This window comes from Blautia sp. JLR.GB0024, from assembly GCF_037000545.1.
Taxonomy (GTDB): Bacteria; Bacillota; Clostridia; order Lachnospirales; family Lachnospiraceae; genus Blautia; species Blautia celeris.
Window position 1 is genome coordinate 444,091 of the sequence record NZ_JBANBF010000004.1, and the last position, 16,833, is coordinate 460,923.

Below are 16,833 nucleotides of genomic sequence, written 5' to 3' on the forward strand. Positions count from 1 at the left end.
TGTCGCAACATTTTAAGCCGAGTATTGTATAATTCTATATTTATATCATACCATAGAAAAAATATCTGGAACATATATATTATTAATATTTAACGAACTACGCTTACCTGAGCCATGTTCTGCTGGTGCGGTATCCGGGAGACGGACACAGGCACAAAGGAAACGGGGCTAAAGCGTATCAGAATCCACGATCTACACTATAGTTGTGCCACACTGCTCTATGCAAATGGTGTGGATATGAAATTCATACAGTAATGGCTTTGATATAGTACGCAACTATAGGTAACTTCTCTGTAGTCACTGTTGCGGCAGTTATACAACACAAAAAAGACTCAAACAATTACTTGTTTAAGCCTTTCCTGATTACTGCCGCAGACCGGAATCGAACCGGTACGGGTATCACTACCCACGGGATTTTAAGTCCCGGGCGTCTGCCAGTTCCGCCACTGCGGCAAAAGATATCGGATAGGCGAACCTATCCGATAAAATGGACGGTGGTGGATTCGAACCACCGAAGCAATTTGCAGCAGATTTACAGTCTGTCCCCTTTGGCCACTCGGGAAACCGTCCATGTTTTATTTAGATATGTCAGTTCTCTCTGACAAGATATTATTATAACAGATTTTTTCCAGATTGCAAGGGCTTTTTCGGTATTTATTTGAAATGAAGCGGATAGATAATGGATGGGAAATTTTTATCTATAACAAATTGTGATGTATAAAGAGTTGCAATCCATAAATATTCAAGTATAATAAAGACTTAGAGATTGATCATACAGGATATAAGTTGCTATTGCAGCATGAAAAGAGAAACCGGTGCAAGTCCGGTACGGTCCCGCCACTGTGACAGGGAGCGCTCAGATGTTATGCCACTGGACAGAAGTCCGGGAAGGTATCCGGGTGCGCTGAACTGAAGTCAGGAGAACTGCTTATATCTTTAAGATGTTTCGCACGGCTGATGGGAACTCTTGAAATAAGGGCAGGATTCTGCATTTTTAGGTAAATTTTGAGAGTTAGGGACAGTCTGTGTATCGGGCTGTCCTTTTTTGATGCGCAGAAGGAACGCGACTGCATCCGGCAGCGATGCGGACCGCAGATATCTCAGAGCTGTTAATAACAATGGAGGTGAAAAGGTTGAACAAGAAAAACACAGGCAGAAGGCTGGTCCAGATTGTGATCGTACTGATGGGAATCAGTTTTTTTACATTTGGACTCACCTATCTGTCGCCGGGGGATCCGGCGGAGATCATGTTAACAGAGTGCGGCAATGTGCCCACGCCAGAACTTCTGGAAAAGACAAGGGCTGAACTGGGACTCGACAAACCGTTTCTGGTGCAGTACGGAACCTGGCTGAAGGGAGTGATGACCGGAGATATGGGAACTTCTTATTCTATGAAGGTTCCCGTGGTGGACAAACTGGTATCCTGTTTCTGGCCCACACTGGAACTGGCGCTGGCTTCTCTGGTCATCATGGTGCTGATATCCGTTCCGCTGGGAATCTTATCAGCAGTCTACCGGAATAAATGGGTGGACTATCTGGTGCGGGCGCTGACCTTCCTTGGAGTATCGGTTCCGAATTTCTGGATCGGACTGATCCTTCTGAGTATATTCGGTGTGACGCTGCGGTGGGTAACCGTTTCCGGGGGAAGCACGGATTTCAAATCCCTGATCCTTCCCGCCGTGACTTTGGCTATTGCCATGTCCGCAAAATACACAAGACAGGTGAGGATAGCTGTTCTGGAGGAACTGAACCAGGATTATGTGACGGGTGCCCGCATGCGGGGAATCAGGGAGCGAACAATTCTGTGGAAGCATGTGCTGCCAAATGCCATGCTGCCGCTGGTGACCCTGCTGGGTCTTTCCCTGGGAAGTCTTCTGGGAGGAACCGCAGTGGTGGAGATCATTTACAACTGGCCGGGCATGGGCAGTATGGCGGTAAAAGCCATTTCCTGCAGGGATTATCCCCTGGTACAGGGCTATGTGCTGTGGATCGCACTGCTCTACATGGGAATCAATCTGCTGGTTGACCTTTCCTATACCCGTCTGGATCCCAGATTAAAGGAGGAGCGGTGATTTGAAGGTATTAAGATTTTTGAAGAACAACAAACAGTTTACCGTCTTTCTTCTTCTGGCCCTGGCAATTGCGGCAATAGCTGTCTTTGCACCCTGGATCGCTCCGCGGGACCCCTATGATGCTGTGATGAGTGATTCTCTAAAGGAGCCGGGGAGCACTTATGTCTGGGGAACTGACAAGCTGGGGAGGGACGTGCTCTCCAGAGTTATATACGGAACCAGGTCATCCCTGACCATGACGCTGTGTCTGGTGGCGGTCATCTTTGTGGTGGGGACTGCTCTTGGAATTCTGGCGGGATATTTTGGCGGAGCTGTGGACGCTGTGATCATGCGGATTGCGGATATGATGATCTCCTTTCCCGGTCTGGTGCTGGCAATCGCCATAGCAGGTCTTCTGGGGCCAAATATGGTAAATGCCGTTATTGCCATCTCGGCTGTGAGCTGGACAAAATATGCCAGACTTGCCCGCAGTATGGTCCTGAAGATCAAACAGAACCTGTATATTGATGCGGCTGTTGTAACAGGAACGAAAAGGGGCAGCATAATTATGAAATATGTGATCCCCAACATGATCACAACCATGGTGGTGACAGCAGCCACAGATATTGGGACCATGATGCTGGAGTTGGCATCCCTGTCCTTTTTGGGATTCGGGGCGCAGGCGCCCACCCCGGAATGGGGGCTGATGCTCAATGAGGGCAGAACCTACATATCCAAAGCCCCCTGGCTGATGATCTATCCCGGCATTGCCATTGTAGTCGTTGTGGTCGTCTTCAATATGCTGGGCGACAGTATCCGGGATATCCTGGACCCAAAACAAGAGTAAAACAGAAGGAGAAAAGAGATATGGATCAATTTTACAGAAAAATCATGTGTGCCCTGCTGGCGGGAAGTCTTGCAGCGGGATTGCTGGCAGGCTGCGGAAACAGCGCCGGGGAAAAGGCGGATACAGAGGATACGGCAGCTTCCGGGGAGAACTCCGCCTTAGATAAAACAGGCGGAGACGGCGGTGAGATCACCATAGGCGTTACAAGCTTTGCGGATACTCTGGAGCCTACAGAGCAGTATTTCAGCTGGGTGGTGTCCAGATACGGAGTCGGGGAGACGCTGGTGCGTTTTGATGAAAACGGCGAGATCGTGCCCTGCCTGGCAGAGAGTTGGGAGATCAGCGAGGACCAGCTCACCTGGACGTTTAAGATTCGTGAGGGAGTCAAGTTCTCTAATGGGGATGACATGACACCAGAGCTTGTGAAAGCATCCTTGGAACGTACCTTTGAGCTCAGCGACAGGGCAGTCTCCTTCTTTGAGCCTGCATCCATGGAGGTGGACGGACAGAACCTGCTTATCAAGACAAAAGAGCCGGTGGCCATCCTGCCGGGAAGTCTGGCAGACCCGCTGTTCCTCATTGTGGATACCCAGGCGGATACGGACGCCTTTGCCATGGAAGGTCCCATCTGTACCGGACCTTACGCAGTGGAATCTTTCAGCCCCACAGATTCCTGCGTTGTAGTCCGCAACGAATATTACTGGGATGGGGAAGTGCCTCTTGACAAGGTGACGCTTAAGTGCATAGATGACCAGACAACGCGTTCCATGGCCCTGCAGACAGATGAAGTGCAGATCGCGTACAATCTGAAGACGGAGAATCTGGCAGATTTTGAGGACAGCGGGGAATATAATATACAGCAGTTAGAGTCCCTGCGGTCCACCTATGCCTTTATGAACCAGAATGGCGTGCTTGGTGATAAAGCACTGCGCCAGGCGGTCATCAGAGGGCTGGATAAGGAAACTTACTGTGATACCCTGCTGGAAGGCGGAGCCACAGCGGGAAAAGCTCCGGTTCCCCCCACACTTGATTTTGGCTTCGATGAGCTGAAGGATGAAAACGCATATGACCCGGACGGCGCGAAAGCGCTTCTGGAGGAAGCAGGTTACAAGGATACAGACGAGGATGGATTTGTGGAGACACCTTCCGGAGAAAAACTGGAGCTGAATTTTGTCATATATACAAGCCGCGAGGAGCTCAATGTCTACGCGCAGGCAGCACAGGCGAGCCTGAAGGATATCGGAATCAATGTAAAATTGAATACAGTCAGCTATGAGACTCTGCTTGACATGAGAGATTCCGGAGAATTTGACATGCTCATCTGGAATGTCCTGGTGGCAAACACCGGTGACCCGGAAAAATATCTCCGTGAGAACTGGTACAGCACCTCATCCTCCAACCAGATGGGATACAGCAATCCGCAGGTGGATGAGCTTCTGGACCAGCTTGTCACAGAATTTAATGAGGATACAAGAAAGAATCTGATCATGCAGATACAGCAGCTCATCATGGATGACGCGGCAACGGTGTTCTTCGGCTATGAAACCACCTATCTGTTTTCATCAAAAAGTGTGACAGGGGTGAAGATGTATCCCATGGATTATTATTGGCTGACCAAGGACATTTCCCTGGCTGAATAGAGGAGAGGATATGCTTGAGATCAAGGATTTGACAGTCCGTTACGGAAAGCAGGAGCCCACAGTGGAGAGTTTTCAGCTTTCCATGAAAAAAGGCGAGATTGTCAGCATAGTAGGTGAGAGCGGCAGCGGCAAGACAACGGTGATCCGGGCAGTGCTGGGAGCGCTCCCCGGTTCGGGATATATAAGCGCCGGTGAGATATATTTCCAAGGGGAGGCACTCACACAGAAATCCGGGGAGGAGTGGCGAAATCTGAGAGGAACCAGAATGTCCATGATCTTCCAGGACTGCGGCGGAACCCTCAACCCCATTCGGAAGATCGGAAAACAGTATGTGGAGTATATCTGTACCCACAGCAGAGTTACCAGACCGCAGGCCTGGAACAAGGCTGCAGAAATGCTGAAGAAGATGCGTCTGGCCGACGCGGAAAACATTATGAAGAGCTATCCCCACCAGTTGAGCGGCGGTATGCGCCAGAGAGTGGGAATCGCCATGGCCATGACATTTCAGCCTCAGCTTCTGTTGGCTGACGAGCCCACCAGCGCTTTGGATGTGACCACACAGGCGCAGATCGTGCGGCAGATGATGGAGCTGAGAGACAGATACGAGACAGGGATTATTATCGTGACACATAACCTTGGCGTAGCTGCCTATATGGCGGATAAGCTGGTTGTCATGCAGAACGGCAAAGTGGTGGATCAGGGTACCCGGGATGAGGTGATGAATCATCCGGTCAGTGATTATACCAAAAGTCTTTTGCAGGCTGTTCCGGAAATGGAGGGTGAACGTTTTGTTTCATGAATCGGATGTTGTGTTAAAGGCAAACCATATTGTAAAACAGTTTTCCGCGCCGGGAAAAAAGGTACTGACTGCCTGCAGTGACATCAGTCTGAATGTGTACAAAGGAAAGACCCTGGGGATTGTGGGGGAGAGCGGCTGCGGAAAATCCACCCTTGTGCGGATGCTGATCCAGATGGACGCCCCTACCAGCGGTGAGATCCTATGCCACGGCAGGGACATTGTACATCTGCCGGAAAAGGAAAAACGGCTGAACCGCCAGAACATGCAGATGGTGTTTCAGGACCCGCTGGCTTCTTTTAATCCCAAGATGAAGATCATAGATATCCTGACAGAGCCGCTCATGAATTTTAAACGGCTGAAGAAGAGTGAGAAAGAGAAGAAGGCAAAGGAGCTGCTTGGGATGGTGGAGCTCTCCGAGGACTTTTTATACAGATATCCCCACAGTATGAGCGGGGGACAGCGGCAGAGGGTGGGGATAGCCAGAGCACTTTCCCTGGAGCCTGAGGTGCTGGTGTGCGACGAGGCCACTTCGGCTCTTGACGTATCCATACAGAAGACGATCATCGAACTTCTGGTAAAGCTCCAGAAGGAGAAGGATATCAGTATTGTATTTATCTGTCATGATATTGCGCTGATACAGGCATTTGCCCATCAGATCGCTGTGATGTACCTGGGGCATATTGTGGAAGTGATACCGGGGGAGGCAGTGCGGACCAGGGCAGTGCATCCCTATACGCAGGCGCTGCTGGGCTCGCTGTTTTCCATACATATGGAGCAGAACTGTGAGATCAGGAGCATTGAAGGGGAGGTCCCAAGTCCTCTTGACGTTTTGGAGGGATGTCCGTTTCAGAGCAGATGCAGTTTCTGCGGCAGCAGGTGCAGAACAGAGAAGCCAAAGCTTCGGGAAATCAGGCCGGGTCACCAGGCAGCCTGCCACCGCTTTGGATAAAAGAAAGCAGATATTTCTTATCTGACAAGAGAGAAGACAGGGGTTCAGGAATGGAGATGAAACAACTGCAGTATTTTGTGGTGAGCGTGGATACCGGTTCGATCAGCAAGGCGGCGGAGATGCTCTATACAACACAGCCGCATGTGAGCATGACGATCGGCAAGATGGAGAAAAGCCTGGGGGTCCGTCTTCTTAGGCGGAGTAAGAAGGGTGTGGAGATGACCGTGGAGGGGGAACTGGTCTATGAACAGGCGCGCAGGATTTTAAAAGACATGCAGGTGATCCAGCAGGTGCAGACAAGCGTTAAGTCAGAAGTGTTCTGTCTTTCCTCCATGCCAAGCAACCTTCTGGCCGGTCTGTTTGCGGAATTTTACAGGCGGGAACAGAACCTGCAGGCCAGATATCTGGAAGGTACCCTGGAAATGGTGCTGCATCAGGTGACACACCGCCGTGCAGAACTGGGATTTGTCTTTGTCTCGGAATTTCAGAAAAATGCGGTTGACCGTATGCTGGAGCAGAGGCATCTGGAATTCCATATGTTAAAGGAGACAAGGCTTGTATTGTTCGCAGGCCCCGGCAATCCCTATTATGACAGGAAAAGTGTAACAAAAGCGGAACTGCAGAAGATACGCTTTGTCCAGAACCTGGAAGAGGGGATTCCCCTGTTTCAGCATCCCGGCAATCTGAAGGAAAAGCTGGTGGATTCCCAGTTTTTCTACAGAGGTGTGGAGGTGTGCAGTGACCATGCCATGACCCAGCTTCTGCTGAAAACAGATTTGGGGAATATCAGTTGTCTGATGGACTCCAGACTGCACAGAGACAGCAGGATACACAGAATCGAGCTGGAGGACTGCAGGGTGAAAGTGTGCTGCGGATATATTAAACGTGCCGGCAGGGAGCTTGGGGGGTGCAGCAGGAGATATATTGAATATGTGAAAGAAGGGTTGGAATAAAGGTTTCCGGGCATCAAAGCCGTTTTGCAGAGAACTCTTTTATGGCATTTTTATTTCATCTGTATATCACTTTTACCGTTTTAATACGGCGGGTGGTAGGATAAATGCCATAGGAGGGACAGTTATGAAATATATCAGGGAGACGATCCGAAGAGCAGAATATCGGTTTGACACAACAGCAGCCCGTTTTGCACGGAGACATCCGTGCATAGCGCTGTTCTGCACTTTTATCGGGGTACCGTTTTTTATTCTGGGAGCGGTCTGTGTTTTGGCCTCCGCTGTGGTGTGCCCTATAGCCTGGGTCAGCGGATGGATGTAAAAATAAAGCTTTTCCTCTTTTTGTTCCTTGCATAACTACAGGGCATTTGTTAGAATGATAGAAAATGAACGTGGTTAACTCTGTTTTCCAATCATAGCCGGATACAGAGGATAACAAATAGGAGCCATATGACAATATGAAGAGCGAAGAGCACAAAATGCCGCTGCCGGAAGAAGTCGGCGGCCGTGACCTGCAGATACTGAGCGATAATATTCCGGGGGGAATGTTTTCCTGCCGTTTTGATGAAAGGCTGACGCTTCTGCAGATGAATAAAGGATTTTTGTCCATGCTGGGATATACACGGCAGGAGATAAGTGATAAATTCCGGAACAGTTTCTGGGAAATGATAGATTACAGAGACCGCCTGCGCACTTTGGAGGAAGTGCAGAGGCAGATTTCCCTTGGACCGGACAAGGAGCTGGAATACCGGATGACCCGCGGGGACGGACGTACCATATGGGTTCTGGATAAGGGTCATCTGGTCCGCGACGAAGAGGGCGCGGGTTATTTCTGCTGTGTGCTGGTGGATGTGACACGGAGTAAGGAGCTGGAAGAGAAGCTGCGCATTTCTCTGGAACGGCACCAGATCATCATGGACCAGACCACAGACATTCTTTTTGAGTGGGATATCCAGGCAGACACCATGACCTTTACAGGGAACTGGGAGAAAAAATTCGGCTGTCCTCCGGTCACACAGCATGTCAGCCGCCTTTTCTGGAAGGCACCATACATCCTGAAGGAGGACCAGATTCTTTTTTCCAAGCTGCTGATGCGCATCCGCAGCGGAGAGCATTACGCAGAGGAGGAAATCCGTATCGTAAGCGATAAGCATAAGCCTGTCTGGTGCCGTATCCGGATCACGGGGCTGGCGGACAAGTCAGGGCGCGTGGTGCGGGCTGTGGGCGCCATTCTGGATATTGATGCCGAAAAGAGAAAGGCACAGAATCTTATGGAGCGCGCCCAGCGCGATATGCTGACAAAGCTGTATAATAAGGGGACCAGCCAGGAATATATCCAGGCGGTTCTGGAAGGCAGCGGACCCGAGAGGAAGTCTGCACTTATGATCATTGACCTGGACAACTTCAAGCATATGAATGACACCATGGGACATCTCTTCGGCGATGCCCTTCTGGCGGAGGTTGCGCACACGATCCAGAAGCAGTTCCGCAGTGAGGATATTGTAGGCCGTGTAGGGGGAGATGAATTTTTAGTGTTTCTCGGACAGATACCGGATGTCTCCCTGGCTGAGCAGAAAGCAGCCCAGATCATGAAAGCCATAGGAGAGATGGCAGTACAGGAGCTGACAGATGTGGAGCTGTCCTGCAGCATTGGCATAGCTGTCTTCCCGGACTGCGGCCAGTCCTACAATGAACTTTTTAAACGGGCAGACCAGGCACTGTACCGTGCTAAGAACCGGGGAAAGAATGGATACTGCATAGCGGATGCAAAGCTTTTTTCAGAGGAGTTCCCCCAGAAGCCCTGCAGTGCGGCCAATACCAGGATAGATTCGGATGAGGAGACAGAGGGCAATGTGGAGCTCCGCCTGTTTGAGTATGTGTTCCGGATACTTTATAAATCCTCCAATCCGGATACAGCAGTCAATGCCATACTGGAGGTGATCGGGCGCCAGTTTGACGTGAGCCGTGTCTACATCTTTGAGAATGAGGAGGACCCGGACTACTGTAAGAATACATATGAATGGTGCAACGAGGGTGTGTGGCCGGAGATTGGAAATCTTCAGCATGTGCCCTATGCAGATGATCTGGAGGGCGGATACCAGAGCAATTTCAACGAGAGCGGTGTATTTTACTGCCGTGACATAGATGCACTGACACCGCAGCAGCGGGAGATACTGGAGCCCCAGGGAATCAAGTCCATGCTGCAGTGCGCCATTTACGACAAAGGGAAGTTCAAGGGATTTGTGGGCTTTGACGAGTGCCGTGTCAACCGTTACTGGACCCAGGAACAGGTAAATACACTGGTATTCATCGCGCAGATATTGAGTACCTTTCTCCTGAAACTCCGGGCCCAGGACAATGCGGTGCAGAACGCGGCATCCCTGGAAGCAATCCTTGACAATCAGAGTTCCTGGATCTATGTGGTACATCCGGAGACAAAAGAAATGCTGTATATTAACCGGAAGACGAAAATATGGGTGCCTGAGGCAAAACCGGGGGTTACCTGCCATAAAGCCTTCTTCCGCCGGGATACGCCCTGTGATTTCTGTCCTGCAAAAGCGCTGGACAGCGCGCATCCCCGCTGCGTCCGGCAGGTTTACAATCCCTTTCTTCAGGTGTGGACATCAGCGGACGCATGCTTTATTGAGTGGAAGGGGGAGCAGGCAGTCCTGCTCACCTGCCATGATATTACGGATCTGAAAAAAGAGGCAGGAGAGGACCGGCAGTAGTACCGGTCAATAGAAAAAGCGGAGTCATGCTGTGATGGGCATGGCTCCACTTTTTTCTGTTTTTATTTATCCTGGATGCTGACACCTTTGATGGCAACACTTCCTCCGCGCACCACCTCAATATTCTTAAAGTAGCTGGAGAAATAGGAAATGATCTCATCATTCCGTTTTTCTGTCTGAAGGCTCTCCAGCAGCATCTCTGTTTTGCCGTAGTCTACGACAGCCAGATGGAAAATAGTTGCAATGCGGAAGATCTCCGTCTTCACAGCCTCGTCGCAGTCCTTGATCTTAATGTACAGAACTTCTTTCCTGTGGATGCGGGAATTGGTGAAGTCAATGACCTCGATGACCTCCACACAGCGGTTTAACTGCTTTTTGATCTGTTCAAAGGTGGCATCATCGCTCTCCACGCTGATGGTCATCCGTGACATGGTGGGATCCTCTGTGGTGCCCACGGTGAGGCTTGTGAGGTTGTATGATTTTCCGGAGAACAGGCCTGCGATCTTTGCCAGCACACCTACTTCATTTTCTACATATAAGGAAATCCATCTTTTCTTCATATTCTTCTCCTCCTAGCAGTCCAAAATCATGTTATGCAGCGGTTTTCCGCCCTGTACCATAGGCAGTACCAGCTCATCACTGTCAATGATAAATTCCAGAATCGTGGGGGCATCCGTATTGCCCTTTGCAAATTGGAAGGCCCGGGCCATATCTTCCTCTTTCTCCACGCGCATGCCATACGCGCCATAGCTCTCCGCCAGTTTTACGAAGTTGGGGGTGTATTCCGGGCAGTCCTTTGACGGGCCCTTGCAGTTGGCGCTGCAGGTCTTTCTGCGGCGTGTACAGGTGGAGGAGTAGCGCTTGTCATAGAAGAGCTGCTGCCACTGGCGCACCATGCCCAGATAGCTGTTGTTGAAGATACAGATAATGACCGGAAGGCCGTAGGATACGGCAGTAGCCATCTCCTGAATGTTCATCTGCATGCCGCCGTCACCGGAGACACAGACTACAGGCTTGCCCGGATAGGCGAATTTTGCACCCAGGGAGGCAGGGAATCCGTATCCCATGGTGCCGAGGCCGCCGGAGGTGAGAAGCTGTTTTTTCTCGTTCATTTCCAGATACTGTGTGACCCACATCTGATGCTGGCCTACGTCCGTGACAAAGATGCCCTCCTCGAACTGTTCGTTGATGCACTGCACGATCTTCTGTGGGGTGATGCCTTTGTTCTGGTCCATATCAAGAGGATGTTCCTGCTTCCAGCCGTCGATCTGCTCCAGCCATTCCTTATGTTCACAGCATTTTACGTGCTTTAACAGTGCCTCCATGGCGTCCTTTGCGTCTGCCACGATGGGGATATCCACCTGGATATTCCTGGAGATGGAGGCTGTGTCAATGTCCACATGTACGATCTTGGCATTCTTGGCAAACTCCTCGATCTTGCCTGTGATACGGTCATTAAACCGGGTTCCTATGGAGAAGAGCAGGTCACATTCACTGATGGCATGGTTGGCCGCATAGCAGCCGTGCATTCCCACATTGCCCACATAGAGTTCATGGCCGGTGGGGATGGAGCCTTTCCCCATAATGGTGGTGATAACCGGGACTCTGGTGGTCTCCACAAGGGCCAGGGCAGTCTCGTTGGCCCTGCCGATGTTTACGCCGCCGCCCATGAGAAACAGAGGCTTTTTGGCTTCTTTTAAGAGGTTGACTGCTTTCTTTAACTGTCCCATGTGTACGCCGCTGCTTGGTTTGTAGCCGCGGATGTGAACCTCCTTGGGATAGTGTTCGTCACCCTCCTGCAGCATGATATCTTTTGGAAGATCAATGAGGACAGGACCTTTTTTGCCGGTATTGGCAATATAGAAGGCTTCTTTGATAATACGGCCCAGGTCGTTCCGGTCGCGTACGGTCACGGCGTATTTGCAGATACCGCGTGTGATCCCCACAATGTCCACCTCCTGGAAGGCGTCATTTCCGATGAGATTTGTGGGAACCTGGCCGGTGAAGCATACCAGGGGAACACTGTCATAGTTGGCGGTAGCGATTCCGGTGACCAGATTGGTGGCGCCGGGGCCGCTTGTAACCAGGCAGACGCCTGTGCGTCCGGTGGCTCTGGCATAGCCGTCAGCGGCGTGGATCAGACCCTGCTCGTGGCGGGGGAGTATCACCTGGATGGAATCCTGTTTATACAGCTCATCAAAAATGTCGATGGCGTAACCGCCGGGGTATGCGAAGAGATAATCAATGCCTTCTTTCTGCAGTGCTTTTACAAATAATTCATTTCCTGTCATGGACAAAATCCTCCTTTAACTCATTGTTAGATGGCTTTTACAGAATGAAAAACGCCCTGAACTGAGAATTCAGTTCAGGGCGGATAAGTCATCCGTGGTACCACCTGATTTCAGGAAAAATCCTGCGCTCTGCCAGTACGGATACTAAGAGAAATATCGATACTGTTTTCCCTGTAACGTGGGAAAGAGACGTTGAGGTCTACTGAGAGATATCACATCTCTGTTGGGCTCACTGCTCAGGGGCTACTTCCATACTTCCTTGCTGAAGATTCGCACCAGACATCTTCTCTCTGAAAGCCGGCTGGGTATGTACTCCTCCCCGTCACCGCATTTAACAAAATGCTTTTTTAATTGTTTTATAGCATAACACACAAATTGAATTCTGTCAATGGGTCAAAAATGAACAATTTGACGGGATAAATGGAATCCTGTATACTGTAACTGTGTTGAAAGAAAGGAGGCATATATGAGAACCAGAGAGGAAGCAGTTTCGTATTGTCTGAAAATGCCGGATGTGTTTGAGGACTATCCGTTTCATGACCCAAACTGGACCGTCATCCGAATGAAAAGCAGCAGAAAAGTATTTGCATGGATTTTTGAGCGCGAGGGCAATATCTGGGTGAATTTAAAGACAGACCCCCAGTGGAGGGATTTCTGGCGGAGCACCTACACCTCAGTGCTTCCGGCCTATCATCTGAATAAAGAGCACTGGAATTCCGTGATTTTGGACGGCTCCATACCTGAGAAAGAGATATACAGAATGATAGAGGAAAGTTATGACCTGGTGAGAGGAAAGAAATCTACCCGCCGTACATAGAATATTGTAAAACAGGAAACAGCGGAGAGAAGATGGAATTAAGAGAGAGCGAAACCTTTAGAAATCTGATAAAAGCTTACCAAGGAGAACTGCAGGCCAGCGGAAAATACCGCATTTATGCAAAACAGGCCAGGGAAGAGGGCTATATGAACATAGCGGACATTTTTGAGGAGACATCAGGCAATGAGGAGCGGCATGCGGAGCTGTGGCAGAATGTGCTGAACGGAGGGCAGATACCGGAAACCAGCAGAAACCTGGAGAAGGCCCATGAGGATGAGAAAAGAGAATGGTCAGACATGTACGCGTCTTTTGCCGAAAAAGCGGAGCAGGAGGGCTTTAAGGGAATTGCCAGGCTTTTTAGAGAGGTGGCGCAGATTGAAAGGCATCATGACTATCGTTTTGAGCAGCTGACCCAGGATATCCTGACCAATCATGTATTCTGCAAGGATATGGACAGAGTATGGATCTGCATGAACTGCGGCCATCTGGCCTACGGGGACTGTGCCCCAATAAGGTGTACGGTGTGCGGTTATCCCCAGGGGTATTTCAGACTGAACTGTGAGGACTACTGACGGCAGATGCACCGCTGGTATTTTGTGTAAAATGTCGTAATTGGGCAAAGTTATAGGTGCAATTTCGGTAAATTTGAGGTATACTGTAGATATATTAAGAAAAACAGGAAGATAAAATTATGTTGGATCAATACAGACGGAATATAGAATATATCCGCATATCCATCACGGACCGCTGTAACCTGCGCTGCATGTACTGCATGCCGGAAGGCGGTATCGAACAGGTGGAACACAGCGATATTCTAACTTATGATGAAATTACCAGACTGTGCCGTATTTTAGCCCTCAAAGGCATCAGCAAGGTAAAGATCACCGGCGGGGAGCCTCTTGTGAGAAAGAATGCGGCAGAGCTGGTGAGAATGATAAAGAGCATACCGGGAATCGACAACGTGACGCTTACCACCAACGGAATCCTGCTGGGGGAACAGATGCGGGATCTGGCGGATGCGGGAATCGACGCAGTGAATATCAGCCTTGACGCGCTGACAGAAGAGATGTTTGAGAAGATCACCAGGAGAAAAGGACTTGACCGGGTATTGGAGGGAATGGATAAGGCCCTTCAGTTCCCTGATGTGCGTGTGAAGGTAAACTGTGTGCTTCTGCACGGAGTCAACGAGGACCAGTGGATCCCCATTGCGGGGCTTGCGAAGGACAGACCCATAGACGTGCGGTTTATTGAGATGATGCCCATAGGGTACGGAAGAAAATACTGCGGCGAAGAGACCGAGGACCATGTACGGCATCTGCTGGAGAAAGCTTACGGCAAAGCGGATTCCCTGAGCGGCAGATTCGGAAACGGTCCCAGTACATATATACTGCCGGATGGTTTTAAGGGGAAGATCGGATTTATCAGCGCCATTTCCCACAAGTTCTGCGGGGACTGCAACCGGGTAAGGCTCACGTCCGAGGGATTTTTAAAACCGTGCCTGCAGTTTTCACACGGGGCAGATATGCGCAGCCTGCTCCGAGACGGAAGTTCAGATGAGCAGATCGGAGCCGTGGCTGAAAAAATCATATTTGAGAAGCCCAGAAGCCACCGCTTTGGCGAGGCGCAGGAGGAAGGGCTGGAAAACAAAAAGATGTCAGAAATTGGAGGATGAATGAGATGGGAAAGGTACTTGCTGTGTGTATCAGCGAAAAGAAAGGAACACAGAAAAAGAACATTCAGGAGGCCAGCTTTATAGAAGATTTTGGCATTGAAAAAGACGCGCATGCGGGAAAATGGCACCGTCAGGTAAGTCTTCTGAGTTATGAAAAGATAGAGGATTTCAGAAACCGGGGCGCTGAGGTGGCGGACGGCGCATTCGGTGAGAATCTGGTGGTCAGCGGATTTGATTTTAAGAACCTGCCCATTGGGACAAGATTCCGCTGCAACGACGTGGTGCTGGAGCTGACACAGATCGGAAAGGAATGCCACCACGGCTGTGAGATATTTAAGAAGATGGGTGACTGCATCATGCCGAGAGAGGGCGTGTTTACCAGGGTGATCCACGGAGGGAAGATCCGGGTAGGCGATGAGATGGTGATCGAGGAAGTGTGACACAGACAGGGACTGCATAAAAAGCAGCCCCTGTTTTTTGTATATCCTGAAAGCATCAGGCGCATTCTAGGAAGAAGGATATACAAAATGGAGGTTGCCATGAAAAGTTTATGGATGGATGAAACAGAGATACAGGATTTTCCGATGCTTATGCAGGATATCACCGTGGATGTGGCTGTAGTGGGAGGCGGAATGGCCGGGATACTGACTGCATACTTACTCAAAGAACAGGGAGTTCACGTAGCTGTGCTGGAAGCGGACAGGATTGGCGGAGGACAGACGGGGAAGACAACAGCCAAGATCACTTCCCAGCATGGAGTGATATATCAGAAACTTTTATCAAAACACGGGCGGGAAGCAGCAGAAAAGTACAGCCTGGAAAACCAAAAGGCAATAGACCGGTATGAGAAAATTGTACAGGACAGACAGATCGCGTGCGGTTTTGTCCGATGTCCTGCATATTTATACACACTGGAAGCACCTGAACTTCTTAAGGAGGAGGCTGAGTGTGCTGCCGGGCTTTCCATCGAAGCCTCCTTTACCAAGGAGACAGAACTTCCTTTTCAGGTGGCAGGCGCAGTGCGGTTTGAAAACCAGGCCAGGTTCCATCCCCTTCTTTTTCTGGAAGCAGCGGCCCGTGACCTGGCAGTCTATGAACACTCAAGAGTGCTGCAGGCAGAGGGGGACAGGCTGGTCACGGAGAACGGGAGTGTCAGGGCGAAAAAAATAGTTTTTGCCTGCCATTACCCCTTTCTCAATATGCCCGGATATTATTTTATGCGGATGCACCAGGAGCGCAGCTATGTAGTGGGGCTTGAACAGGTGCCGGAGCTGGAGGGAATGTATCTGGGCGTAGACAGGGAGCAGGCATGGTCTTTCAGAAGTGCCGGGGAGTATCTGCTCTTCGGCGGCGGAGGCCACCGCACCGGAGAAAATCGTACCGGGGGCAAATACGAACTTCTGAGAAGAAAAGCAGCAGAATTCTATCCGGGCAGCAGAGTGCGGTACCAGTGGTCTGCCCAGGACTGCATGCCCATGGACCAGATTCCTTATATCGGCAGGTTTTCTGCGGAGACTCCGGACTGGTATGCTGCCACGGGATTCGGAAAGTGGGGAATGAGCTCTTCCATGGCAGCGGCCGGTATGATAACGGAGAGTATCCTGGGGGAGGAAGATGACGGGAAAGTGTTCGGCATCTTTTCTCCCCAGCGGTTTACCCCAAGGGCTTCTGCCGGGAATTTCTGTAAGGACAGTGTCCACGCGGTGAAGGATTTAAGCCGGCGTATTTTCACACCGGGAAGAAGTGACCTGGAGGAACTTCCTGTGGGACACGGCGGTATTGTTGAGTATGACGGGGAAAAAGTGGGAGCATACAGGGATGAGGAGGGGGAAATCTATCTGGTGTCCGCAAAATGTCCCCATCTGGGATGCCAGTTAGAATGGAATCCCGATGAAAAATGTTTTGAGTGTCCCTGCCACGGCTCCAGGTTCGACTATATGGGGCATTGTGTGGATGGCCCGGCACAGACGGGGATCGCGCTTGCGCAGGAGGAAGATTCCCATTGAAAAAAGTTGTAAAAGTTGCGAAAATTTAGTATAATTAAGATAAGAGTTCAGTCTTTTGTCAGTGAAAAGCCGGAAGACTGAA

The 16,833-nt window shown here is 50.3% G+C and carries 15 protein-coding genes, 2 tRNA genes, 1 riboswitch and 1 other annotated feature; of the genes, 13 read left to right on the forward strand and 4 right to left on the reverse strand.

The genetic code is table 11. The features are described from left to right. Nucleotides 1-367 precede the first annotated feature (367 nt). Both V8Q34_RS12935 and V8Q34_RS12940 read right to left on the reverse strand, forming a co-directional pair. Nucleotides 368-453, reverse strand: a tRNA-Leu gene (locus V8Q34_RS12935). Nucleotides 454-488: 35 nt separating this feature from the next. Continuing rightward, nucleotides 489-570 (reverse strand) — tRNA-Tyr (locus V8Q34_RS12940). Between the two features lie 196 nt (nt 571-766). Then, a riboswitch (cobalamin riboswitch) is annotated at nt 767-946 on the forward strand. A gap of 187 nt (nt 947-1,133) precedes the next feature. On the opposite strand from V8Q34_RS12940, the gene nikB reads away from it, so the two are divergent. The 8 genes from nikB (at nt 1,134) to V8Q34_RS12980 (ending at nt 9,965) form a co-directional block, all read left to right on the forward strand. Beyond that, nucleotides 1,134-2,072 (forward strand): nickel ABC transporter permease, encoded by a 939-nt coding sequence (nikB, locus tag V8Q34_RS12945; RefSeq protein WP_335835615.1) that lies wholly within the window; start codon nt 1,134-1,136, stop codon nt 2,070-2,072. 1 nt (nt 2,073) lies between these two features. Beyond that, entirely contained in the window at nt 2,074-2,898 is an 825-nt protein-coding gene (gene nikC, locus V8Q34_RS12950) for a nickel transporter permease (protein ID WP_033143640.1), read from the forward strand. A 20-nt stretch (nt 2,899-2,918) separates the two neighbouring features. Further along, the gene (locus V8Q34_RS12955; protein WP_335835616.1) at nt 2,919-4,538 is read left to right on the forward strand and encodes an ABC transporter substrate-binding protein; all 1,620 of its coding nucleotides are present in this window, start codon (nt 2,919-2,921) and stop codon (nt 4,536-4,538) included. Nucleotides 4,539-4,548: 10 nt separating this feature from the next. Continuing rightward, a complete protein-coding gene (locus V8Q34_RS12960; RefSeq protein WP_054353681.1) occupies nt 4,549-5,337 on the forward strand; it encodes an ABC transporter ATP-binding protein in 789 nt (262 codons plus the stop codon). After that, a complete protein-coding gene (locus V8Q34_RS12965) occupies nt 5,327-6,286 on the forward strand; it encodes an oligopeptide/dipeptide ABC transporter ATP-binding protein (RefSeq protein ID WP_148392077.1) in 960 nt (319 codons plus the stop codon). The genes V8Q34_RS12960 and V8Q34_RS12965 overlap by 11 nt, the downstream gene beginning before the upstream one ends. Nucleotides 6,287-6,336: 50 nt before the next feature. Next, a complete protein-coding gene (locus V8Q34_RS12970) occupies nt 6,337-7,239 on the forward strand; it encodes a LysR family transcriptional regulator (protein ID WP_158587346.1) in 903 nt (300 codons plus the stop codon). A gap of 124 nt (nt 7,240-7,363) precedes the next feature. Further along, entirely contained in the window at nt 7,364-7,558 is a 195-nt protein-coding gene (locus tag V8Q34_RS12975; protein WP_033143635.1) for a hypothetical protein, read from the forward strand. 136 nt (nt 7,559-7,694) lie between these two features. Continuing rightward, nucleotides 7,695-9,965: a sensor domain-containing diguanylate cyclase gene (locus V8Q34_RS12980; RefSeq protein WP_335835617.1), complete on the forward strand. Its 2,271-nt coding sequence runs from the start codon at nt 7,695-7,697 to the stop codon at nt 9,963-9,965. A gap of 62 nt (nt 9,966-10,027) precedes the next feature. On the opposite strand, the gene ilvN is transcribed toward V8Q34_RS12980, so the two are convergent. Then, on the reverse strand, nt 10,028-10,525 hold the full coding sequence (ilvN, locus tag V8Q34_RS12985) for an acetolactate synthase small subunit (RefSeq protein ID WP_033143634.1): 498 nt from the start codon (nt 10,523-10,525) through the stop codon (nt 10,028-10,030). A 12-nt stretch (nt 10,526-10,537) separates the two neighbouring features. After that, complete coding sequence (gene ilvB / locus V8Q34_RS12990) at nt 10,538-12,256, reverse strand: biosynthetic-type acetolactate synthase large subunit (RefSeq protein WP_335835618.1); 1,719 nt, start codon at nt 12,254-12,256, stop codon at nt 10,538-10,540. 72 nt (nt 12,257-12,328) lie between these two features. After that, nucleotides 12,329-12,591, reverse strand: a binding site (T-box leader). Between the two features lie 131 nt (nt 12,592-12,722). Between ilvB and V8Q34_RS12995 the strand changes: the two genes are divergently transcribed. The 5 genes from V8Q34_RS12995 to V8Q34_RS13015 all read left to right on the forward strand — a co-directional run bounded on the left by V8Q34_RS12995 (nt 12,723) and on the right by V8Q34_RS13015 (nt 16,751). Next, complete coding sequence (locus V8Q34_RS12995) at nt 12,723-13,073, forward strand: MmcQ/YjbR family DNA-binding protein (protein ID WP_033144020.1); 351 nt, start codon at nt 12,723-12,725, stop codon at nt 13,071-13,073. 32 nt (nt 13,074-13,105) lie between these two features. Then, a complete protein-coding gene (locus V8Q34_RS13000; RefSeq protein WP_033144019.1) occupies nt 13,106-13,645 on the forward strand; it encodes a rubrerythrin family protein in 540 nt (179 codons plus the stop codon). Nucleotides 13,646-13,764: 119 nt separating this feature from the next. Next, a complete protein-coding gene (moaA, locus tag V8Q34_RS13005; RefSeq protein ID WP_054353690.1) occupies nt 13,765-14,745 on the forward strand; it encodes a GTP 3',8-cyclase MoaA in 981 nt (326 codons plus the stop codon). Nucleotides 14,746-14,750: 5 nt separating this feature from the next. Further along, entirely contained in the window at nt 14,751-15,185 is a 435-nt protein-coding gene (locus V8Q34_RS13010; RefSeq protein WP_033144025.1) for an MOSC domain-containing protein, read from the forward strand. A 99-nt stretch (nt 15,186-15,284) separates the two neighbouring features. Beyond that, the gene (locus V8Q34_RS13015; RefSeq protein ID WP_335835619.1) at nt 15,285-16,751 is read left to right on the forward strand and encodes an FAD-dependent oxidoreductase; all 1,467 of its coding nucleotides are present in this window, start codon (nt 15,285-15,287) and stop codon (nt 16,749-16,751) included. Nucleotides 16,752-16,833: the final 82 nt, after the last annotated feature.